Genomic DNA, 21,874 nt, shown 5'->3' on the forward strand with positions numbered 1-21,874 from the left:
AATAGAAACTTTACAACTGGGTAATTTATGACCTCATCAAGCCATTTAAGTAATGAAGCCTTCGACCGTCAACATTTATGGCACCCCTATACCTCAATGAGCCACCCGCTACCTTCCTATGAAGTGAGCTCAGCAAAAGGTGCCACTATTACCCTTAAAAGCGGCGAGCAGCTTATTGACGGAATGTCCTCCTGGTGGGCGGTCATTCACGGTTATCGTAACCCACGGTTGGATAAGGTTGCCCATCAACAAATAGATACCGTCAGCCATGTGATGTTTGGGGGGCTGACTCACGAGCCGGCAATTAAACTGGGGCGACAACTGGTTGATATGCTGCCCGCTCCGTTAGAGAAAGTGTTTATTGCAGATTCAGGCTCTGTCAGTGTCGAAGTGGCCATAAAAATGGCCCTGCAGTACTGGTTGGCGCAGTCACGCCCTGAGAAGTCTAAGCTGTTAACCATAAAAGGCGGTTATCACGGTGACACCTTTAAAGCTATGTCGGTGTGTGACCCGGAAAATGGCATGCACAGCTTTTTTAATAAAGCCATTGCTACGCAAATTTTTGCTGATGCCCCTGAGTTAACACCCGACGATGAATGGGATGAAAATTCTGGCCAGCAGTTGACACTATGGTTCGAACAGTTCCATAAAGAATTAGCCGCCGTTATTCTTGAACCTATTGTTCAGGGGGCCGGAGGCATGCGTTTTTACCACCCTAACTACCTGAAACTTATTCGAGCGCTTTGTGATAAATACGAGGTGCTGCTCATTGCCGATGAAATTGCCACTGGCTTTGGTAGAACCGGAAAATTATTCGCCTGCGAACACACCGAAGTAACGCCCGATATCATTTGCCTTGGTAAAGCGTTAACAGGCGGTTATATGACGTTAGCAGCAACCGTCACGACCGCAAAGGTCGCTGAAACTATCGGGCAAGGTCCTGCCGGTGGCGCGCTCATGCACGGACCTACTTTTATGGGAAACCCCCTGGCTTGCGCTGTCGCATCGGAGTCTTTAGCCATAATTAGTGAAGGCAATTGGCAGCAGCAAGTGAGTACCATAGAGAAACACCTCAAAGATAAGTTACTGCCCTTAAATGAGCTCAGTTCCGTGCGCGAAGCACGAGTTTTTGGCGCTATTGGTGTTTTAGAAATGGAACAGACAATCAACGTCGCCGAAGCCCAGCGTTTATTCATTAAACGCGGTGTTTGGATACGCCCGTTCGGCAGACTGCTTTACATCATGCCGCCTTACATTATTAGCAAACAGGAGTTGTCAGCTTTGTGCTCTGCCATGGCGGAATACGCCAAAAGCATTCAGAAGCCGAAGAAGTAAAGCGACAAACCGCCCAGGCAGCTTAAAACGAGTATTACCAGGTTCACCCAAATATGCTGTTTATGCTGCCTGAAGAGCACAAAGTTGAGTGCCAGGCTTATTAGACTAATGACCAAACCAATACACAGCGTGATCACAAACAGGTCACCCAGTGTTATATGCCAGTAATCCCGGACCGGAATACCGAAGATTTGCGTCAGTATGGTGTTACGCTCTGGCTTGGCGTAGTTAAAAGCGATAGTGGCTATAACAAATATAACCCAGCCAACAATGCATAATAAGCCAAGTACCCTTGACCAAAACGATACTTTTTTTAAGTCATCTATAGAGCCCCTTTTCATAATTTTTCTCTCTGTTGACGGGGTTATACTTGAGTCTGCGCCAATCCGAGGTAACATAGCAACCTTTGATTCGCAAAATAGTGTAAATTTCGGAGAATAGAAACCCATGTCGTATGCTTCTGTAGTGGATATTCTGGAAGGCAAAGTCCCCGTCGATGAAACGGTAACGGTTCGCGGTTGGGTGCGTACGCGCCGTGACTCGAAAGCGGGTATTTCATTTATTAATGTACATGACGGCTCCTGTTTCGAAGCCGTTCAAGCCGTTGTGCCTGCTGAACTTCCTAACTACAGTAATGAAGTACAAAAACTGACTTCGGGTTGCTCTGTTGCCATTACGGGTGTGGTCGTCCCTTCTCAGGGGCAAGGTCAGTCCTTTGAGTTACAAGCGACGAAAGTCCATGTTTATGGCTGGGTCGAAGATCCAGACACCTATCCAATGGCGCCGAAACGTCACAGCATGGAATACCTGCGTGAATACGCTCATTTACGCCCTAGAACAAACATTACCGGCGCAGTGATGCGTGTTCGTAACTCTTTGTCTCAGGCTATTCACCGCTTCTTTCACGAGAACGGCTATTTATGGGTTAGCACCCCTATTATCACCACGTCAGATTGTGAAGGCGCTGGTGAAATGTTCCGTGTGTCGACACTCGACCTTTTGAATGTCCCAAAAACTGACAAAGGTGACGTTGACTTCTCACAAGACTTCTTTGGTAAAGAAGCCTTTTTGACCGTATCAGGCCAATTAAATGTTGAGTCTTATGCGTGTTCGTTGTCTAAAGTCTATACCTTTGGTCCGACGTTCCGTGCTGAGAACTCCAATACCAGCCGCCACTTGTCCGAGTTTTGGATGGTTGAGCCAGAGCTCGCTTTCGCATCACTTGATGATGTCGCTGGCTTAGCTGAAGATATGCTTAAGTATGTTTTCAAAGCGGTTCTTCAAGAGCGTCCTGACGACATGGAGTTTTTCGCCAAGCGCATTAATTCGGAAGCCGTTAGCCGTTTAGAAGCTATTGTGAATAGCAACTTCGTTCACATGGATTACACAGACGCTATTGAGATTCTGAAAAACTGCGATAAGAAATTCGAATACCCGGTTGAATGGGGTGTCGACTTGCAGTCTGAACACGAGCGCTATTTAGCCGAAGAGCACGTTGGCGCCCCGATTATTTTGAAAAACTACCCGCGTGATATTAAAGCGTTCTATATGCGCCAAAACGAAGACGGAAAAACCGTTGCTGCAATGGACGTATTAGCCCCGGGCATTGGTGAAATTATTGGTGGTTCTGCTCGCGAAGAGCGTTTAGATATTCTTGATAAGCGTATTGAAGAAATGAACCTACCAATGGAAGAGTATGAGTTTTATCGTGACCTTCGCCGCTACGGTACCGTCCCGCATGCAGGCTTTGGGCTTGGTTTTGAACGCTTAGTTGCTTACGTCACCGGCGTACAAAACATCCGCGATGTTATTCCTTTCCCACGTGCTCCCAAAAGTGCTGAGTTTTAACTCAGCACTTTATCTTTTGCTGACACAAAATACGGTTCAGCATCTTTTTCAGGTTTTATTGGCGTAGGTACAGCAGGCGTACCTACGTATAAAAAGCCTACAATAGCGTCGTCTTCAGCTAAACCCAGCTGCTCTTTGACGTAGTCATCTTCCGCAGTCCAGCCGGTACGCCAAATTCCCCCGAGCCCCTGAGCAAAAGCCGCTTGCTGCATACTGTGTGCTGCGCAAGCAACTGTACACAACTGCTCTTCACGTGGAACTTTCGGATGCTGCTGATACTTCAGACACGCTGCAATAACGAGTGGAGCCCGAAATGGTAATTGCCCAGCCTGCTCAACAATAGTTTCAGAAAAGTCATTAATACGCGCCGCCTGCTGATAGATGTCAGCCAGAATTCCGCGATCCTTTCCCTGAAATTGTATAAACTCGTACGGCGCTAACGACATATGATCGGGCGCTCTCACCGCTGACTTTTTTATTAGCTCCAATTGTTCGACACTGGGCCCAGGCTCTATCAGCCGTGGCATTGAAGAGCGCGTTGTTAATAATTCTACTGCATCCATATATCAACCTTTATCATTATGTAACGGTTCGTTACATTCTCTGGCTAGCTTGCATAGGCCACTTTCGATATGCTTAAGACATTTCTTAAATAACAATGAGTGATAGCTATGCGTTCAGTGAGCTCAATCTTTAAATATATTTGGCGAATAATCAACGGTACCCGAAAGGTCATTATCAATTTAGTCTTCTTTATTGTTTTGGCCATTTTCCTGGCCAGCATGATAGGCGGCGACGATCCAATCGAAGTGCCTGAAAACGGAATACTGGTACTTAACCCACAGGGTATTCTCGTTGAAGAGAAAACCTGGGTCGACCCTATTGATAAATTCTTTTCAGAAGCCTTAGGCAGCGGTGATGATATTCCCGAAGTACTAGTCGCCGATGTTGTAGAAAGTATTGAGATGGCTCAGAACGATGAGCGTATTGGCGCGCTTTATTTAGATCTTCAGGATCTCTACCCAAGTGGCATTAATAAACTGAGCGCTGTTACTGAGGCATTAGAAGAGTTCAGAACCTCAGGTAAGCCCATTATTAGTAACGCCGATTACTATGCGCAACATCAGTATTATATTGCAGCCCACGCTGATCAGCTTTATTTAAACCCAATGGGTGGTGTCGTTTTTGAAGGTCTTGATTACACCCAGGTTTACTTTAAAGAGTTGCTTGAGAAGCTCAAAGTTAAACCGCACGTTTTTAAAGTCGGTAAATTCAAGGCAGCGGTTGAACCCTTTATTCGTAATGACATGTCAGACGAAGCCCGGGAAGCTAATGAAACGCTATATAGCGAGCTATGGGCCGAGTTTCGTAATAGCGTGACTACCACTCGTAATATCAACCCTCGCTTAACCAGTGGCAAAATTGATGATTACATGGCTGCGTTTGAGGAAGCTAATGGCGACATGGCACGTATGGCATTAGATAATAACTTAGTCGATGCCCTTAAAACCCGCACAGAGGTACGTAATGAGCTTATTAATTTGGCGGGTCTTGACGAAGAGAAGGAAACGTTCAAGCACATTACTTTTGATAACTACCTGAGTGCGCAGAAACCACCTGTCCCTGCACCAAAAGCAAAAGACAAACCGAAGATCAGTGTTGTTGTCGCGCGAGGCCAAATTGTCGACGGTTCTCAAAAGGCCGGTATGATTGGTGGCGACAGTACCGCGAAGCTTATTCGTGATGCACGCACTGATGAAAATACCAAAGCCATTGTACTGCGCATCGATAGTCCCGGCGGCAGCGCCTTTGCCTCTGAAATTATTCGTCAGGAGTTACTACAAGCAAAAGAAGACGGTATTCCGGTCGTGGCATCAATGAGCTCCGTGGCCGCGTCAGGTGGTTACTGGATTGCCGCAGATGCAGATAAAATCATTGCCTCCCCTACTACCATTACCGGTTCTATCGGCGTATTTGGATTACTGATGAACCTGGAAGATAGCTTCGCTGCTATAGGTATTCACAGTGACTCTGTCAGCACCACTGAAATTGAATCCATAAACCCTATGGAAGAAATGACAGACTACCAGCAAACGATGATTCAAAAGTCGGTGGAAAATACCTACGACAACTTCTTAAGCCTTGTCGCTAACGCCCGTAATATGAGTAAAGATGACGTACATGAAATAGCTCAGGGCCGCATCTGGACAGGTCGCCAGGCAATGAAACGTGGTCTGGTTGATACCTTAGGAGACTACGACGACGCCATTAAACTGGCTGCAGAACTGGCCTCTATCGAGGAGTATGACGTGAATGTTGTTCAACAGAAACTATCACCTCAGGAACAGTTTTTCGCTGAGTTATTCAACAATAGTGCCGCAAGCGACCTGTTACCTAAAGTAAGCCGTGATAGCAGCAGTGACTGGTTATTGAAGCTATTCAGTGACGTTCAGTCTGAAACAGCGGTACTGAGAAACTTCAACGACCCGAAAAACATTTACTCTTACTGTGCACTGTGTCCGCAACCGCGTTAGAATAATCGACATTCGCTATTAAGAATGTCGATAGGAGACACAAGTGCCTCGTAAAAAGATATATGTTGCTTATACCGGTGGAACCATAGGTATGAAAAAATCGGAACAGGGATACGTTCCGGTCGCGGGGCACTTAAGTGATTGTGTACAGAAAATGCCGGAGTTTTTCAGGGAAGAAATGCCGGAATTTGTTATTCATGAATACTGTCCTTTAATGGACTCCTCAAACATGACCCCGGCTGACTGGGTCACAATAGCCCGGGATATTGAGGACAATTACTCGGACTATGATGGATTCGTTATCCTCCATGGTACCGATACCATGGCCTATACAGCATCAGCACTCTCGTTCATGCTGCAGAACCTCAGTAAACCTGTCATTGTTACCGGCTCACAAATTCCGTTAGCAGCACTGCGTTCCGATGGTCAAACGAATTTACTGAATGCCCTTTACGTTGCTGCTAACTACTCAATTCCGGAAGTCGGCCTATTTTTTAATAACACCTTATTTCGCGGAAATCGTTCAACGAAGTCGGATGCTAATGGCTTTAATGCGTTTTCATCACCCAACTTTCCTTCGTTATTGGAAGCGGGCATACAAATTCGCCTAAACGCCGGTCAACTTTCTGAAGCGGAGGCCAAATCGAGTAAACTCAATGTGGTTGAAATGACGCCACAGCCTATCGGTGTGGTCATGCTTTACCCGGGTATTTCACCCGACATAATCGATAATCAACTAAAGCAGCCGGTAAAAGCGCTTATTCTACAAAGTTATGGCGTAGGCAATGCCCCACAAGACGATGCTTTGCTGTCTGTCTTAAAGCGCGGTATCGATAACGGCATTACGGTTTTAAACTGCACGCAATGTTTCCGTGGGCGCGTAGATATGGATGGTTATGCTACCGGCAATGCACTGGCAAAACTTGGCTTAGTGTCCGGCTCCGATATGACCATTGAAGCCGCGCTAACCAAGTTACATTACCTACTGTCGCAAGACATTTCTCACAGTGAGATACAAAAACTGTTACAGAAGAATTTACGCGGCGAATTAACTCCGCCATAATCGAGCACTGACTCAAATCAATAATAATAACAATATTACTTATGGCTAAAAATACGTCTCCGGCTTTTGCCTCACGATTAGGCTTTATTCTCGCTGCTGCAGGCTCCGCCGTTGGAGTTGGCAATATATGGGGCTTTCCAACCCAGGCGGCCAGTAACGGCGGAGGTGCCTTTTTACTGGTTTACCTCATTATGATTGCCATTCTCGCCTACCCTATGCTTGTGGCAGAAGTCACCATCGGCCGAATTCGTCAAAACAACCCAATTGAAGCGTTAAGAAATTTATCCGATAAAGCCTTTTTCAGAGGAACCGGAGCCATAGCCGGGGTCGTTGGCCTGGTTGTTCTTAGTCTTATTTTAAGTTTCTACGCCATCGTATCGGGCTGGCTTATTTCTTACATGATATCGCCGCTACTTATCTTTGTTGGCCTGCCGGACACTGCCGCATGGTTTGTCGAATTTTCAGAAGCCAGAAATATGGCGACCATGGTCTTCTTTATGTTGTTAACGGTCTACGTCGTGCGCTCAGGCGTCAATAACGGTATAGAGCGGTGGTCGCGTCGACTAATGCCAATGCTGTTCGTCCTCTTGATTGGTATGTCAGCTTACATTCTGACTCAGGAAGGTGCTATTGAAGGCCTTAAAATGTATTTGGTTCCTGACTTTTCTGAAATTAGCGATCCTCAACTCATTATACGAGCCATGGGCCAGGCCTTTTTCTCATTATCGCTGGGCGTATGCGTAATGATGACTTACGGCGCCTACCTATCAAACAAAGAAAACATTCCGAAAACGGCAGCCTGGGTTGCTGGTATAGATACCAGCGTAGCATTTTTAGCGGGGCTTTTAATTTTACCCGCTATGTTCGTAGCGCAGTCCAATGGCGTTCAAATATACGCCGACGACGGTACACTGCTCTCAGCTGATACACTGGTATTTACCGTATTGCCGGCAATGTTTGACACACTTGGAACCGCGGGCTTATTCGTCTCGTTTGGCTTCTTTTTATTGATGGTTATAGCAGCCATAACGTCCTCTATTTCTATGCTGGAAGCGCCGGTAAACGCATTGCGCGAAGAAGCTCGTTGCGACAGAAGCTCAGGGGTGTGGATAGTCACTCTTATTGTTACCGCTATTTCGACTACAATTATTTATAATTTTGAGGTCTTATTCGGGGCGGTAGTCACCTTCAGTACCGTTTATATGCAGCCAATAATGGCTCTGGTCTTCGCTATTATGCTGACTTGGGTTTTGCGTCAGAATCATTTACTGAAAGCTTTAAAACAAGGCTCACCGGATATCGATAAAAGCTGGTTCTGGAAAATATGGCCCTGGTACGTCAAATTTGTTTGTCCGGTGCTTATTCTTCTGATTATTTGGCAGGGCTGAGTCAGCTTAAATATGAAAGGACAAAGGCTGCCGCCAATAACGACAGCCTTTTCTTCATTAAATAACCCATTTGTCCATAAAACTATCGACCGACATTTGTTGAAATGAGTTACTTTCAGTGCACAGCTTAAATATCTCATTCGCCTGACTTGCCGGGAATCGCTTACTTAAACTCGCTTTAAACTTTTCTTTGAGTACAGGAATGCCCTCGTCACGGCGGTTGCGATGCCCTATTGGGTACTCCACTGCCACTTTTTCTGTTTTAGTGCCATCTTTGAAGAAAACTTGGACAGCGTTGGCAATCGAACGCTTATCTGGGTTCAGATAATCTTCACTGTACTGACGGTCTTCTTCGACAACCATTTTTTCCCGAAGAGCATCGATTTCTGGGTGAGCCTGATGAAATCCGTCCTCATAGTGATCAGCGTTCAGTTCCCCCCAGATTAAGGGCACGGCGGTCATATACTGCAAGCAATGGTCTCTATCTGCGGGGTTAGCCAGCTCTCCTTCTTTGGAGATAATGCGAATCGCAGATTCATGTGTCGTTATAACGACTTTCTCTATGTCGTCTACCTTACCTTTTACATCCGGGTGGAGTGTGACTGCAGCTTCACACGCCGTTTGAGCATGAAACTCTGCCGGGAAAGACAGTTTAAACAGAATGTTTTCCATAACATAACTGCTGTAATCGCGCTGAAACTTAAATTTCCGATCTTTTTCGTCTTTAAGCTTCTGATCCTTATTGGTCTTACTAAAGAGAACATCGTAAAAACCCCATTGTGGCGCAGTTAAAGCGCCGGGAATTCCCATTTCGCCGCGCATCGTTATATCGGACAGACGCACTGCCCGGGAGGTGGCATCCCCCGCTGCCCAGGATTTACGGGAGCCCGCATTGGGTGCATGGCGATAGGTCCTCAATGACTGACCATCTACCCAAGCCTGAGACAGCGCTGCCATAATTTGCTCTTTGCTGGCACCCATTAGCCAACTAACAACAGCTGTTGAAGCCACTTTTACCAGTACAACATGGTCAAGCCCAACTCGGTTAAAGCTGTTTTCAATGGCCAGGTTACCCTGTATTTCATGGGCTTTTATCATGCCCTCCAGCACGTCTTTAATAACAAGAGGTTTAAGCCCACGGCTGCGTCGCTGCTGAGAAATGAAGTCGGCGGTCGCTAAAATGCCACCTAAATTATCAGACGGGTGTCCCCATTCTGCCGCCAGCCAGGTATCATTGAAATCCAGCCAACGAACAATGCAGCCTATATCCCACGCAGCTTTAACGGGGTCTAAAGAAAACTGTGTACCAGGAACGCGAGCGCCATTAGGGACCTGTGTCCCTTGTACAAGCGGTCCCAAATGTTTGGCACATTCCGGATAACCTAATGCCAACATACCGCAGCCCAGCGTATCCATAAGGCAGTACTTCGCGGTACTCCAGGCTTCTTCGCTTTTGACGTTATAGTTCATTACATAGTCGGCGATATCGACAATGACGTCGTCGTAATCGGGACGTTTATTTTGTTCGACAGTCGTAGGCATTATGACTCCTTAATTCAAAGGGTGACTCAAATAGCTACGGAGCTAATCAGTTGATTGATCGCTCTTTTGTTTATTTCGGATAAAAAAAACCCGGAACCAATCCAGATTGTTCCGGGTATAGGGGAATGGCTCATGGGATGAGCCGTGCGCTAACTCATGATAAAACAGTCTCATTTATCCTGCTTAAAATTCATCCAACAATTTTTAGTTTAGACAATAATCGAAGGATGTCTAATTTTTTTACAGTTTCTTTTAACTTTATGTTTTTGAACAATTAACGATGTTTTATCGACAAGTTATACACAGCTCATTAAGATGCTTTAAACAGCTTATAAAAGTTCTCAGTGGTCACTCGTGCAACCTCTTCCAGCGTAATACCTTTAACGTCTGCTACGCATTTTGCGACATCAGTAACGTAGGCCGGCTGATTCACTTTGCCACGATGAGGCACCGGTGCTAACCAGGGGCTGTCAGTTTCAATAAGTAGTTTGTCTAAAGGCAATGCTTTAACTGTATCTCTTAATTCCGACGCATTTCGAAAAGACGCAATACCAGAAATGGAAATATAAAAGTCTAATGAGTCGATAGCTTCTTTTGCCATTTCGTAAGACTCGGTAAAGCAATGTAAAACACCACCAGGCTTATCCGCGTGACCTTGTTTTAACATAGCTAGGGTATCTTCACGGGCTTTCCGGGTATGAATAATAAGGGGTTTATTCAGCTGCCCTGCCACAGCAATGTGCTGCTCGAAGTTGTTTTGCTGTTTCACTTTCGAGTCCGGATCATAAAAGTAATCCAGCCCTGTTTCACCAATAGCAACAACTCTCGGCTCACTGGCAAGCTCTGTTAACGTTGCCGCCATTTCATCAGCGTTATGACTCTCTTCATTAACATAAAGCGGATGCACACCGCAGGATATCGAAACATTGTCATACGCAGAAACGGTATCGCGCATTTGCGGGTACTCATCGAGCGTGACACAAACACACAGCATATGCTCCACATTATTTTTGCGAGCATTTTCTACTAATCCAGCCAAGTCTGTACCGACTTTCTCTGGGTCAATACGATCTAAATGACAATGAGAATCAACAAACATCCAGTGCTCCGTTGCAATTAAGTTGCGCAAGAATTTAATAATGAACGGAACAGCTTACCATATTCAGACTTATGCTTGTGAGTCAGATAATTTAATCGATGCCCTGTCGCCAAGTCTTTGGGTAGCAAGGTTAAAACGCAAGGCAACTGCCGGTCTTCAAACAACCAGGTCACCTGTGTGCTGAAGTAAAACGGAGTCGGTCGATCATGCAATGTCAGCGACATATCAAGCCTCTCGCCCAGCTTATAGTAACGTTTGCTGGTTCCAGGCATTAAAAATGATGTGTATTTAAAGAATGGCACCATTCGCGTTGCCAACTCGTGAGCAGACTCAAGCTCAACAGATATAACGTGGGACATAAAGGCTCCGTTTATTGCAACAGGAGCCTTATTCTTCACCCAGCAAAAAGTGTGACCAACGGCTCCAGATAAGGGTTAATAATAACGGCAAATTAACGCCGGGGGAGCCCTGATATGTCTGACGTAATTGTCGGCATTCCGATACCCATTGACTGAGGTGCGACGCAGTCAACCAAGAGCATTGCGTTAATCGTTCATACCGCTCGCGCACGCCAGGAAAGTAAAAACGCTCAGCGGGAAGCCGGTTTAACTGAGCGAGCATATCGGATGCTAATCGCTCAGACGTATTCAACCACTCTGCCGCAACTGCTTTGTCTTTTAGCTCAGGTAGTGGGGTCAGCTTATGCAAAGCGTCGAATAGCTCCGCAGCTTGCGCAGTTTGTTCATCAGTTTGTTCGGCTTCAGGGTAAGGAATGCTGAGCCACTGCATGCGACTTCGCAATGTTGGCAATAATTGCTCAGGCTCTTTCGTTGATATTAGCCAACAGGTATCAGCAGGCGGCTCTTCAAGTACTTTCAGTAAAGCATTAGACGCCTGCTCAGTCATTTTTTCAGCTTGCAAAATAACGGCAACTTTAAAACCGCCCTGGTTTGCCTTATTCACAATGTTTTTTTGTAGGTCTCGAACCTCATCAACCCCAATGCGACTGGCTTCTGTGCCATCGAGTGTCCAGGTATCCGGATGGTTTCCCGCGGCGTACAGCAAGCACGATTTACATTGGTTACAAGCACTCTTCCCTTTCGACTGGCAAAGCAAATACTTGGTGAACTGCTCAATGAAGCTGTTACTGCCTTTGTCCGGGTAGTGTTTTAAGTAATATGCATGGGCTAACCGATTGCTTTCAAAAGCAGTCACTAAACGTAACCATGCATCGCGTAACCAGGGAGCGGCCATTAAAACAAATTCTCCTCAAGGGTTCTTAGAATGGCTTTATGCACTTTTAACATAGGTTGATTCGCATCGATCACGAAAATCGACGGATCTTTCGCGGCAATGTTCAGGTAGGCCTGGCGTGTTCGTTTAAAAAACGCTAAGTCCTCTTCTTCTATTCTATCCAGCTCGCCTCGCTCCCTGGCTCGCTCAAGACCCACTTCTTCATCAACATCCAGTAAGATGGTCAAATCGGGATAAAAACTGCCTAATGTTAACCCACGCAGTTTTTGTAACAATTCATCCCCAAGTTGTCTGCCACCGCCCTGATACGCCCGCGATGATAAATCATGGCGATCACCAATAACCCAAGTACCATTCATCAGGTGTGGTTTAATGACATTTTCGACTAGCTGCACACGACTAGCGTACATAAGCAGCAGCTCGGTTGTCGGGGCTAGCGTTTCATCCCACTTTTTCTTAACCAAGTCACGTAACGACTCAGCCAACGGTGTTCCGCCTGGTTCCCGCACAGCTTCAGTTTCAATACCTTTAGCTTGAAAATGCGTGATCACATTGGCGATAGCAGAACTTTTACCTGCTCCCTCCAGACCTTCAATAACAACAAACTTCCCTTTCATATTTACTCTTTATTTAGTTGGTAGCGGCGCACAGCTTTATTATGTTCTTCCAGCGTTTTTGAAAACACATGACCACCAGTGTCATCAGCAACAAAGTAATAATACGGCGACTCATCAGGGTTTGCGGCCGCTTCTAACGACGCCCGACTTGGCATAGCAATAGGTGTTGGTGGTAACCCATTAATTCTATAGGTGTTGTAAGCCGTTTTCTCACGTAAATGTGCGCGTGTTAGATTACCGTCGAAGTTTTCAACACCGTATATTGTTGTCGGATCGGACTGTAAACGCATACCAATAGCAAGCCGGTTTGCGAAAACGCTGGCAACCAAACTTCTCTCACCCGCTATGCCCGTCTCTTTCTCAATAATTGACGCTAAAACTAATAATTCATAAGGCGAGTCAACCGGACAGTCATCTGAGCGTTCATTCCATATGTCAGCTAATGTGTGCTGCATTGACTCGTATGCGTCTCTTAAAATGCTCTCAGCTGACGAATACGCTCGGTAAGTATAAGTTTCCGGCAGCAAAAGACCTTCTAACGAATCATAAGAAGCTCCCAACTCAGCCCTTAACCTGTCAGCAGCCGCTTGCGCGTCACCCGTTAAATAAGTTGCCTCGTCCAACTTCAATAGCCACTGTTCCAGTGTGTGACCTTCCACCAGAGTAACCGAAAACTGAAGCTCGTCGCCGTTTGCGAGTTTTCTCCATACATCAAACCAATTATGCGTTGGCTTAATCTCGTAAACACCAGCTCTCAAATGACTTACCCCGCCAAGTAAGCGGCTAAAACCATAACTCAGCTGTGTACTATTCAGCACGGATTTATCAAGTGAGTAATGCTCCGTAACTTGTGCGACAACGTAGCGTGAATGCTTTCCTTTAGGAAACTCAAGCACAAGTGGTTCACTTTGATGAACATTTCCAAAAGGTTGGGATAAATAATGGTAACCGTAGCCAAGCACTCCTGCGCCAATGACAATAAAAAAAAGAGTGATTAAAAACAAACGTTTAAGTAAAGTCATAAAGCCAGGCGTTGTATCTTCTTGGGTAACGGATTCTTTTCGAATACTTTACCATTAAATGAGTGAACAGGGACAGCGCCTCGGACACTATTGCAAATGAAAATTTGCTCTGCGCTCCCCAGTTCAGTCGCTGTACAATCGTTTATTCTAAGGTTAGCGAGCGCATTGCTTTCTATGATGTATTGCCGCATAACGCCACTAACCCCAGCCGTTGTCAGTGAAGGTGTAAACCACTGATCGCCCATACGCCAAAATACATTACCTTGAATAGCCTCTATAACAGTGCCATCACTGGTGCAAACAATTAAGTCATCAACGCCTTTTTCCGACTTTTCAGCACTGAGCAACACCTGCTCTAAGCGGTTTAATGTTTTTAGCCCCACAAGCATAGGCTGCTGCGCCAAAACAAAGTCAGCCAACTCAATATCTAGAGGTTTTTGAGGTGTCGGTAATGAGCTTACCTGAATATATTCATTGGCTTCTGCGCGGCTATCAAAGCCATAACCTTGGGCACTATTTCCCCGAGTTATAATCACCTTACATACCCCTTCCCCAACCTCTACAGCCAATGCAGTCAACCGAGCCTTTAAAGTGGTTAATGCAGGGTAATGAATGCGTAAAACGTCGTTGGCATGAGCCAATCTCGCAATATGTGCGTCTAAGTGCTCTGGGAAAGCATTGAGAATACGAAAGGTTGTAAAATGACCATCGCCAAACTGAAGCCCTCGGTCAAGAGCATCGGGATTAATTGGGTGAGCATTAAAAAACTGTTTTATCAGTGTCATAACGAAAATAGGCGGAACCAAGGTTCCGCCTATTGTCTCAATAATTCTCTGAAAAATTAATCGTCAGAGTGATTATTTACGTAATCAATTGCTGCTTGAACAGTTTTGATCTTTTCAGCTTCTTCATCAGGAATTTCAGTTTCAAATTCTTCTTCCAAAGCCATTACCAATTCAACTGTGTCCAAAGAGTCAGCACCCAGGTCATTCTCAAATGACGCTTCAGGCTTAACTTCTTCTTCTTTAACACCCAGTTGTTCAACAATGATTTTCTTTACGCGTTCTTCGATAGTACTCATTTATAATATCCCTCAAATAGTCGTCGCGAGAGTGAAAATTGGCTGTAGTGTAGTGAAACCAGCCTCATTAATAAAGTAAAAATTCCGATAAAATTAAGAGGTCGTACCGCTGACCGCTTAAACCATCGCCATTCCGCCATTAACGTGAATGGTTTCACCGGTAATATAAGCTGCTCCATCTGACGCCAAAAATGTCACCGCAGACGCAATTTCATCTGGCTTGCCTAATCGTGCAGCAGGAATATTAGCAAAAATACTTTCTTTTTGCTCTTCCGTTAACGCTTTTGTCATATCCGTATCAATAAAGCCCGGTGCCACGCAGTTCACTGTAATACCGCGCGCTGCTACTTCTTTGGCCAAAGACTTACTGAAACCAACCAGCCCCGCTTTCGCGGCACAGTAGTTAACCTGCCCAGGGTTCCCTGTCGTACCAACCACTGAACTGATATTAATAATGCGACCATTACGACGTTTCATCATGCCACGAACCACCGCTTTACAGACGCGGAAAATAGCCGTCAAGTTGGTATCAATAACCGAGTTCCACTCATCGTCCTTCATGCGCATCATTAAGTTGTCGCGAGTAATACCGGCATTATTGACCAGAATATCGATACTACCGAACTCTTTTTCAAGCGACTTTACTGTTTCCTGAACGCTATCAGCGTCAGTTACGTTCAATGCAATGCCTTTACCGTTATCGCCAAGGTAATCGGAAATAGCGGCGGCCCCTTTGTCTGAGGTTGCGGTTCCTATTACTGTTGCTCCTTGCTGAACAAGCTGCTGCGCGATTGCTTTGCCAATGCCACGACTAGCTCCTGTTACTAACGCAACTTTATTCTCCAAGCTCATCACTTATTCACCTTTTAAATTGAATTCAATGCATCAGCGGTGTTTAACGCTGAACAATTAAATGACTTAGTTATACGTTTATTCAAGCCCGTTAATACTTTTCCCGGACCGACTTCGAATGCTTTTTCCACGTTCATATCAGCGGTTTTCTCAACAGACTCTGTCCAACGCACCGGACAATAAAGCTGTCGGACCAATGCGTCTTTTATCGCTGCCGGGTCTGTCTCAACCATGACATCAACATTGTTTATAACGTCAATTACCGGTGATTTAACGGTTATATTCGCCAATTCCTGCTTTAATTTTTCAGCAGCTGGCTTCATTAACGCACAGTGCGAAGGCACGCTAACAGGCAGAGGCAAAACGCGTTTAGCGCCTGCCTCTTTTAATGCTTCGCCCGCACGAGAAACTGCTGAGGCATGCCCGGCAATAACGACTTGCCCCGGTGAGTTATAATTCACCGGAGTGACAACTTCGCCCTGGGCCTGCTCTTCACAGATTTTCTTAATAACATCGTTATCTAAACCGATAACGGCTGCCATTGCCCCTTCACCGTCAGCAACAGCTTCCTGCATAAATTTGCCGCGTGCTTCAACGAGTCTAACTGCATCTTTAAAGTCTATAGCGCCTGCACAAACCAACGCCGAATATTCTCCCAGGCTGTGCCCTGCCATGACCAGGTCATCGCCTAGACCTTTGTCTTTAGCAACACGATATAGCGCAACACTGGCAGTCAGTAACGCAGGTTGAGTGAACTGTGTTTCATTGAGCTGGTTATTGGGGTCTTGCTGCACAAGCTCCCACACATCATAACCAAGGGCATCGCTTGCCTGTGCGAACGTCTCTTTTATGATCCCAAACTCGTCGGCTAATTCACCAAGCATACCAACGCTCTGCGAGCCTTGCCCCGGGAAAAATAACGCTGTCGTCATAACTACCCTCTTAATATCGAATTAATGCTGAGCCCCAGGCGAATCCACCACCAAAGGCTTCTAATAATAGGTTCTGCCCACGTTTAACGCGACCATCTTTAATCGCCCAGTCTAACGCAATTGGCACCGATGCGGCAGATGTATTACCTGTTTTGTCCAAAGTAATAACCACTTGTTCCATCGACATGTTTAATTTTTTTGCCGTCGCTTTAATAATGCGCAGGTTCGCCTGGTGTGGTACCAACCAATCCAATTCTTCCGGTGACATCTTATTCGCCGACAATGTATCGGTAACCAAGCTACTCAGTTTTGCCACAGCAACTTTGAAGACTTCATTGCCTTTCATGTACATCCAGGCATCGTCTTGCGGGCTAGCTTTGCGGTTTGCCTGTCTCGCCCCCAGTAAATGACTGTATTCACCCGCGCTGTACAAGTGCGTTGAAACAACACCGGGCTCTTTACTCTGCTCGAGTATGACCGCACCGGCCCCGTCACCGAACAGAACCAAGGTGTTTCTGTCGTTGGGGTTACACAGTCGCGCCAGAACATCGGTGCCAATAACTAAAGCACGCTTATATTGACCGGTTTTAATGAAATTATCGGCGACCGATAGCGCAAAAATAAAGCCTGAACAAGCCGCACCAATATCAAATGCGGGAATATTTGTGACATCGAGCATTCGCTGAATTTCGCAGGCAGCACTTGGAAACGCATGCTCAGCTGAGGTTGTCGCCACAACGATAACGTCGATATCCTGAGCTTTTAGCTGACTACTTAATAAGGCTTGTTTCGCAGCTTCATAGCCAAGCGTTGCGGCTGACTCATTCGCGGCTGCAATGCGTCGCTCTTTTATGCCGGTACGTTCAGTAATCCATTCGTCTGATGTGTCAACACGGGTGGCAAGATCATCATTTGTAAGACGTTGCTCCGGTAAATAATGACCGGTACCAACAATTCTCGAGTATGTCATAACAACTCTGCATTTTAAGGCTGTTCAGATAAGACCGCTTCGACCCTGTTCTTGATTCGGTCAGGAAGCTGCTCGTGCGCCTCTGCTACAGCTTGCTGGATAGCGCTGTAGAATGCTTCCGCATTGGCACTTCCGTGGCTTTTAATCACCACTTGGCGCAATCCTATCAAACTTGCTCCGTTGTAGTGGTCGGGCTTCAGCCTGTCCCACGATTTATGCGTACGTCGTTGTAAGAATTTGAAGAAAAATCGATACAGCCAATGAGAGTTTAGGGTGTCTCTCATTTGCTCAATAATAAAGGTTGCCAAGCCTTCGCAGCTTTTTAACGCAATGTTACCGACAAAGCCATCGCAAACGATAACGTCGGAGCGACCACTGAATAAATGGTTGCCTTCAATAAAACCGTTGTAATTTAAGCCTTCACACTGAGAGAGTCTGACTGCAGCATTACGAACCACATCACTGCCTTTAATTTCTTCTTCCCCCATGTTGAGCAAACTTATTTTCGGCTTTTCTATGTCCAGTAGGTACTCTGCAGCAACCGACCCCATTACACCAAACTGGAACAAGGTATCGGAATCGCAGCTGGCGTTTGCGCCTAAATCTAATAAAAACGACTTACCACCGACACGGTTAGGAATAGCGGTCATCAGCGCAGGCCTTAAAACTCCGGGTAAGGTTTTTACCGTAAAATACGCATTAGTCATTAAGGCGCCGGTATTACCACCGCAGACCATTGCATGGCATTGTTCATTGGCAAGGGCCTGCAGTGCAAGACGCATAGAAGAATTAGGTTTGCTACGTAACGACTGACCAGGTTTGTCGTCCATGAGAATAGTCTGCTCAGCATGAACAAGGCTGACAGCAGTGCTTTCATTGAGGTTGTATTGCTTTAATAGCGGATTTATTTGGTCTTTGTGACCAAACACTGTGAAGTGGGTATTGGGATAAGTTGAAACAGCTCGTTCCAGAGCTTCAATAACAATAGAGGGGCCATTATCGCCCCCCATTGCATCAATCGCTATATTAAGTTCAGGCATAGCCTGTCTTACTTATTAACGACCTTGCGACCTTTATAATAACCGTCGGCTGTTACGTGGTGACGACGATGCGTCTCACCCGTAGTTGAGTCAACCGACAGTGTTGGGCCGTCTATCGCATCGTGTGAACGACGCATGTCGCGTCTTGAACGACTTTTCTTACTTTTTTGAACAGCCATTTACGCTATCTCCTGATTATTTACGCTTTAATTCTTGTAATACGGCAAATGGGTTATCAGATTCGTCTTTATCAGACTCGTCGATTTCGCCCCATGTCATCGCATCACGGTCTACCTGACAAGACTTAGCGTCGTGCTTAGGTACTAAAGGCATTGCCAGAATTAATTCATCTTCGATAAGCCCATGCAGATTGATTTCACCGAATTCATTCGCCTCGATAGCTTCATAGCTTTCAGGGAAGTCATCAGCCACCTGCCGCTTAGTGACAGGAGCATACGCAAATTGCGCAAAAATATCAACTGCTAAAGGCGTATTGCAGCGTTCGCAACGTACTTGAACATGTACCTTTGCGTCACCTGCAAAATAGCTTATGCCTTGTTCATCAATACCAAACTCAACTTTGACGTCAGGATCAGGACATGACTCTACGAGCAACTCCTGAAACCGAGTTAACGTTTTTGCTGGTACTAAGCCCTCGTAAATGACCTTTTTATTGGCACATTTTACGGGGTCTACCGTTACGGGAATACGAACCTTTTGCATAGCGCGCGAATGTTACCTTAAGTTGGTGTTCAGTGGCAAGATAAATCGGACGTTACCGACAATTATCTACAATTAATTAACTCAGTGGATTAATCCCCTGAGATCTTAGCATATCCAGTAGCGCAATCGTCGGAAGTCCAATAAGAGTATTAGGGTCATTCCCTTTCATTTCACTGAACAAACTGACGCCCAGGCCTTCACTTTTAAAACTGCCGGCACAATCAAGCGGTTGCTCTAATTCAACATATCGAGCTATTTCATCAGCCGTTATATTATCCCGAAAGGTTACGAAGAACGGTTCAATTCGTACTTCGCACTGAGAAGTTTGGGAATTTAATACAGCAAGCCCTGTATAAAAGGTCACCGTTTTGCCCACAAAGCTTTTTAGCTGCTCAATGGCTTTTTCCTCGGTACCCGGCTTGCCAAGAATTAAGCCGTCGCATACCGCGACTTGATCGGAGCCAATAATAATACACGGTTCACCATTTAGTTTTTTTGCCACAGCTTGCGCTTTTTCTTCTGCTAAACGCCCTACCAGCTGCTCTGGCTGCTCTTCATTAATCGCAGACTCATCAATGTCTGGCTTTACGACGTTATAAATTAAGTGCAGTTTGTCCATTATAGCCCGACGGTATTTTGAACCAGAGCCAAGCACAAGGGGGAGTGTCATAACCTCTCCTTTAAAATAAAGTTCGAAAGTTCAGTCAGAGATGACGCAATATATTCAGCACCCGCGGCTTTTAGTTGGTCGGCCCGATGCGCGCCCATAGTCACGCCAATAGGAAAAACACCAGCGGCACTGGCCATTTTCATATCATGTATTGAGTCGCCCACCATAATTGTATTGTCAGGCGAGTAGCCTGCCTCATGCATTAATTCTATGAGCATATCTGGGTTCGGCTTGCCTTTTGATTCATTGGCGCAACGGGAATAAGGAAAGAACTGGGCCATATTCGTTTCCTGCCACACTCTGTCCAAGCCTCTTCGAGCTTTGCCAGTTGCAACCCCGAGTTGCACATTGTTTGAACGCAACGCTTCCAGCGAGTTAACGGCATCGTCAAACATAGGCGATGCTACTGTGTTCAGTGTGACGTATTCGTCTTTGTAACGCTCTAAAAAGGTCTGTTTTTTTTGGGAGTCCAAAACACCAAAAAGCCTTTCAATAGCAGGCTCCAGACTAAGCCCTATGATATCTTTTGTCGCCTGCTCTGATGGCACTGATAAACCAAGGTGTTCGGCAGTCCGCTGCATTGACGAAACGATACGGCCAATGGAATCCATTAAGGTTCCATCCCAGTCAAAGACAACGAATTTAAATTTCGACATAACGGCAACCTACATCATTGTTTCGTTAGCTTCGACAGGGTCGCGCTGAGGTTTTCATCTAAGGGCGCTTCGAACTGTACATCTTTTTCCGTTTCAGGGTGCTTAAATGAAAGCTTCCAGGCATGTAAGAATAGTCGTTTCAGTCCTTTAGACGCCATTAATTCGTCAAAGTCAGTGTCACCATATTTGGGATCTTTAGCGATGGGGTGACCTGCATGCAGGCAATGCACGCGAATTTGGTGCGTCCGGCCAGTCAACGGCGATGCTTCTACAAGGCTTCCCTCGGCATAGCGCTGATAAATACGAAAACGCGTTTGCGACGGTTTACCCTCTGCACTGACACGAACAACCCGTTCACCAGATTGAAGCGTGTTCTTTTGTAGCGGCGCTTCTATCAAACGCACCCGTTTTTGCCACTGCCCTCTAACTAACGCCAAATACTGCTTATTCATTTCTTTGTTGCGCAACTGTTCATGCAGTAACTTCAGCACTGAGCGCTTTTTCGCAACCAAAAGAATGCCACTGGTATCCCTGTCTATTCGATGCACGAGCTCTAAGTGTTTGTCATTAGGCCTTAGTGCCCTAAGTCCTTCAATTAGTCCGAAATTTAGTCCCGAACCACCATGCACAGCAAGACCCGAAGGTTTATTGACGACAATAAAAGACGCATCTTCGTAAAGAATGTGCTCTTCCAGGCGGGCTATTTTATCGAGTTTAGCCGAAGGTAAAGGTGCCTTTTCAGCAACTTTTACCGGCGGAATACGAATTAAGTCGCCACTATTTATTTTATAGTCTGGCTTAGCCCGTTTTTTATTAACCCGCACCTCACCTTTACGAATAATTCGATAAACCAGTGACTTCGGCACTTTGTTTAATTGGGCAATAAGGAAATTGTCCAGGCGCTGCCCCGATTCATCGGTCAGTACGGTATGCCAACGGACTTTTTGTTGAATGCTTTTCATGGCGGTATTTTAGCACGCTTCCTAACAATATTCAGTGAAATTAGCGCTTGTATTTTCGGCGTTTTTCGTGAAATAATTAAGTGTCAAAGTCCATCGTGGATGGCAGACAAAGAAACTAATTCGCGCAATCGTGTCAACAGAGCGACGCATTATCCACATCAGCATACGGTTGAAAAGTCTTAATCAAAGAGAATAAGCAAAAATCCGAGATGTTGATGGCACGGAAAAAGAACAGAGAAACCTCGCTCAAAAGAAAGAGCGATTGCAGACGTAACATATAGCGACA

24 protein-coding genes are annotated in these 21,874 nt (G+C 45.7%); 5 read left to right on the forward strand and 19 right to left on the reverse strand.

Annotation, left to right across the window (positions count from 1 at the left end; all coding sequences use genetic code 11):
- Window positions 1–27: 27 nt before the first annotated feature.
- Window positions 28–1,335 (forward strand): adenosylmethionine--8-amino-7-oxononanoate transaminase, encoded by a 1,308-nt coding sequence (bioA, locus tag CWI73_RS02110; protein ID WP_126751332.1) that lies wholly within the window; start codon window positions 28–30, stop codon window positions 1,333–1,335.
- Here the strand turns inward: bioA and CWI73_RS02115 are convergent.
- On the reverse strand, window positions 1,317–1,676 hold the full coding sequence (locus CWI73_RS02115; protein ID WP_126751333.1) for a hypothetical protein: 360 nt from the start codon (window positions 1,674–1,676) through the stop codon (window positions 1,317–1,319). The two genes, bioA and CWI73_RS02115, sit on opposite strands and share 19 nt — an antisense overlap.
- 106 nt (window positions 1,677–1,782) lie before the next feature.
- Here CWI73_RS02115 and asnS point away from each other — a divergent pair, with 106 nt between their 5' ends.
- Entirely contained in the window at window positions 1,783–3,183 is a 1,401-nt protein-coding gene (gene asnS / locus CWI73_RS02120) for an asparagine--tRNA ligase (RefSeq protein ID WP_126751334.1), read from the forward strand.
- Here asnS and CWI73_RS02125 read toward each other — a convergent pair.
- Window positions 3,180–3,746, reverse strand: a complete 567-nt coding sequence (locus tag CWI73_RS02125; RefSeq protein WP_126751335.1) for a nitroreductase family protein — start codon at window positions 3,744–3,746, stop codon at window positions 3,180–3,182. The two genes, asnS and CWI73_RS02125, sit on opposite strands and share 4 nt — an antisense overlap.
- Window positions 3,747–3,854: 108 nt before the next feature.
- Here CWI73_RS02125 and sppA point away from each other — a divergent pair, with 108 nt between their 5' ends.
- Genes sppA through CWI73_RS02140 form a run of 3 tightly spaced genes read left to right on the forward strand, consistent with a single transcriptional unit; the run spans window position 3,855 to window position 8,168 of the window.
- The gene (gene sppA, locus CWI73_RS02130) at window positions 3,855–5,717 is read left to right on the forward strand and encodes a signal peptide peptidase SppA (RefSeq protein ID WP_241968806.1); all 1,863 of its coding nucleotides are present in this window, start codon (window positions 3,855–3,857) and stop codon (window positions 5,715–5,717) included.
- A gap of 43 nt (window positions 5,718–5,760) precedes the next feature.
- Window positions 5,761–6,780 carry an asparaginase gene (gene ansA / locus CWI73_RS02135; protein ID WP_126751336.1) on the forward strand — a complete coding sequence of 340 codons (1,020 nt, stop codon included), beginning with the start codon at window positions 5,761–5,763 and terminating at the stop codon, window positions 6,778–6,780.
- A 41-nt stretch (window positions 6,781–6,821) separates the two neighbouring features.
- The gene (locus tag CWI73_RS02140; protein WP_126751337.1) at window positions 6,822–8,168 is read left to right on the forward strand and encodes a sodium-dependent transporter; all 1,347 of its coding nucleotides are present in this window, start codon (window positions 6,822–6,824) and stop codon (window positions 8,166–8,168) included.
- 57 nt (window positions 8,169–8,225) lie between these two features.
- On the opposite strand, the gene CWI73_RS02145 is transcribed toward CWI73_RS02140, so the two are convergent.
- The 17 genes from CWI73_RS02145 to rluC all read right to left on the reverse strand — a co-directional run bounded on the left by CWI73_RS02145 (window position 8,226) and on the right by rluC (window position 21,588).
- The gene (locus CWI73_RS02145) at window positions 8,226–9,710 is read right to left on the reverse strand and encodes a bifunctional 2-methylcitrate dehydratase/aconitate hydratase (protein WP_126751338.1); all 1,485 of its coding nucleotides are present in this window, start codon (window positions 9,708–9,710) and stop codon (window positions 8,226–8,228) included.
- A gap of 310 nt (window positions 9,711–10,020) precedes the next feature.
- Window positions 10,021–10,809: a TatD family hydrolase gene (locus CWI73_RS02150; RefSeq protein ID WP_126751339.1), complete on the reverse strand. Its 789-nt coding sequence runs from the start codon at window positions 10,807–10,809 to the stop codon at window positions 10,021–10,023.
- Window positions 10,810–10,826: 17 nt separating this feature from the next.
- Complete coding sequence (locus tag CWI73_RS02155) at window positions 10,827–11,168, reverse strand: PilZ domain-containing protein (protein WP_126751340.1); 342 nt, start codon at window positions 11,166–11,168, stop codon at window positions 10,827–10,829.
- Between the two features lie 28 nt (window positions 11,169–11,196).
- Window positions 11,197–12,063 carry a DNA polymerase III subunit delta' gene (locus CWI73_RS02160; RefSeq protein WP_058579149.1) on the reverse strand — a complete coding sequence of 289 codons (867 nt, stop codon included), beginning with the start codon at window positions 12,061–12,063 and terminating at the stop codon, window positions 11,197–11,199.
- Entirely contained in the window at window positions 12,063–12,680 is a 618-nt protein-coding gene (gene tmk, locus CWI73_RS02165; protein WP_126751341.1) for a dTMP kinase, read from the reverse strand. The genes CWI73_RS02160 and tmk overlap by 1 nt, the downstream gene beginning before the upstream one ends.
- Window positions 12,681–12,682: 2 nt before the next feature.
- Complete coding sequence (gene mltG / locus CWI73_RS02170; RefSeq protein WP_126751342.1) at window positions 12,683–13,702, reverse strand: endolytic transglycosylase MltG; 1,020 nt, start codon at window positions 13,700–13,702, stop codon at window positions 12,683–12,685.
- The gene (gene pabC / locus CWI73_RS02175) at window positions 13,699–14,487 is read right to left on the reverse strand and encodes an aminodeoxychorismate lyase (protein WP_126751780.1); all 789 of its coding nucleotides are present in this window, start codon (window positions 14,485–14,487) and stop codon (window positions 13,699–13,701) included. The genes mltG and pabC overlap by 4 nt, the downstream gene beginning before the upstream one ends.
- Before the next feature lie 56 nt (window positions 14,488–14,543).
- Window positions 14,544–14,783, reverse strand: a complete 240-nt coding sequence (acpP, locus tag CWI73_RS02180; protein ID WP_088768130.1) for an acyl carrier protein — start codon at window positions 14,781–14,783, stop codon at window positions 14,544–14,546.
- A 117-nt stretch (window positions 14,784–14,900) separates the two neighbouring features.
- Entirely contained in the window at window positions 14,901–15,635 is a 735-nt protein-coding gene (gene fabG / locus CWI73_RS02185; protein WP_198675138.1) for a 3-oxoacyl-ACP reductase FabG, read from the reverse strand.
- A gap of 14 nt (window positions 15,636–15,649) precedes the next feature.
- A complete protein-coding gene (gene fabD, locus CWI73_RS02190; RefSeq protein WP_126751344.1) occupies window positions 15,650–16,567 on the reverse strand; it encodes an ACP S-malonyltransferase in 918 nt (305 codons plus the stop codon).
- A gap of 10 nt (window positions 16,568–16,577) precedes the next feature.
- Window positions 16,578–17,537: a beta-ketoacyl-ACP synthase III gene (locus CWI73_RS02195; protein WP_058579144.1), complete on the reverse strand. Its 960-nt coding sequence runs from the start codon at window positions 17,535–17,537 to the stop codon at window positions 16,578–16,580.
- 14 nt (window positions 17,538–17,551) lie between these two features.
- Window positions 17,552–18,577 carry a phosphate acyltransferase PlsX gene (gene plsX, locus CWI73_RS02200; RefSeq protein WP_126751345.1) on the reverse strand — a complete coding sequence of 342 codons (1,026 nt, stop codon included), beginning with the start codon at window positions 18,575–18,577 and terminating at the stop codon, window positions 17,552–17,554.
- Window positions 18,578–18,585: 8 nt separating this feature from the next.
- Window positions 18,586–18,756 (reverse strand): 50S ribosomal protein L32, encoded by a 171-nt coding sequence (rpmF, locus tag CWI73_RS02205; RefSeq protein ID WP_011234590.1) that lies wholly within the window; start codon window positions 18,754–18,756, stop codon window positions 18,586–18,588.
- Between the two features lie 16 nt (window positions 18,757–18,772).
- Window positions 18,773–19,300 (reverse strand): 23S rRNA accumulation protein YceD, encoded by a 528-nt coding sequence (gene yceD, locus CWI73_RS02210; RefSeq protein ID WP_053953791.1) that lies wholly within the window; start codon window positions 19,298–19,300, stop codon window positions 18,773–18,775.
- 76 nt (window positions 19,301–19,376) lie between these two features.
- The gene (locus tag CWI73_RS02215) at window positions 19,377–19,970 is read right to left on the reverse strand and encodes a Maf family protein (protein ID WP_126751346.1); all 594 of its coding nucleotides are present in this window, start codon (window positions 19,968–19,970) and stop codon (window positions 19,377–19,379) included.
- A complete protein-coding gene (locus CWI73_RS02220) occupies window positions 19,967–20,626 on the reverse strand; it encodes an HAD-IA family hydrolase (protein WP_126751347.1) in 660 nt (219 codons plus the stop codon). Before CWI73_RS02220 ends, CWI73_RS02215 begins: the two co-directional genes overlap by 4 nt.
- Before the next feature lie 14 nt (window positions 20,627–20,640).
- Window positions 20,641–21,588 carry a 23S rRNA pseudouridine(955/2504/2580) synthase RluC gene (rluC, locus tag CWI73_RS02225; protein WP_126751348.1) on the reverse strand — a complete coding sequence of 316 codons (948 nt, stop codon included), beginning with the start codon at window positions 21,586–21,588 and terminating at the stop codon, window positions 20,641–20,643.
- Between the last annotated feature and the right edge of the window lie 286 nt (window positions 21,589–21,874).

It is taken from the genome of Idiomarina piscisalsi, assembly GCF_003987095.1.
Lineage (GTDB): Bacteria > Pseudomonadota > Gammaproteobacteria > Enterobacterales > Alteromonadaceae > Idiomarina > Idiomarina piscisalsi.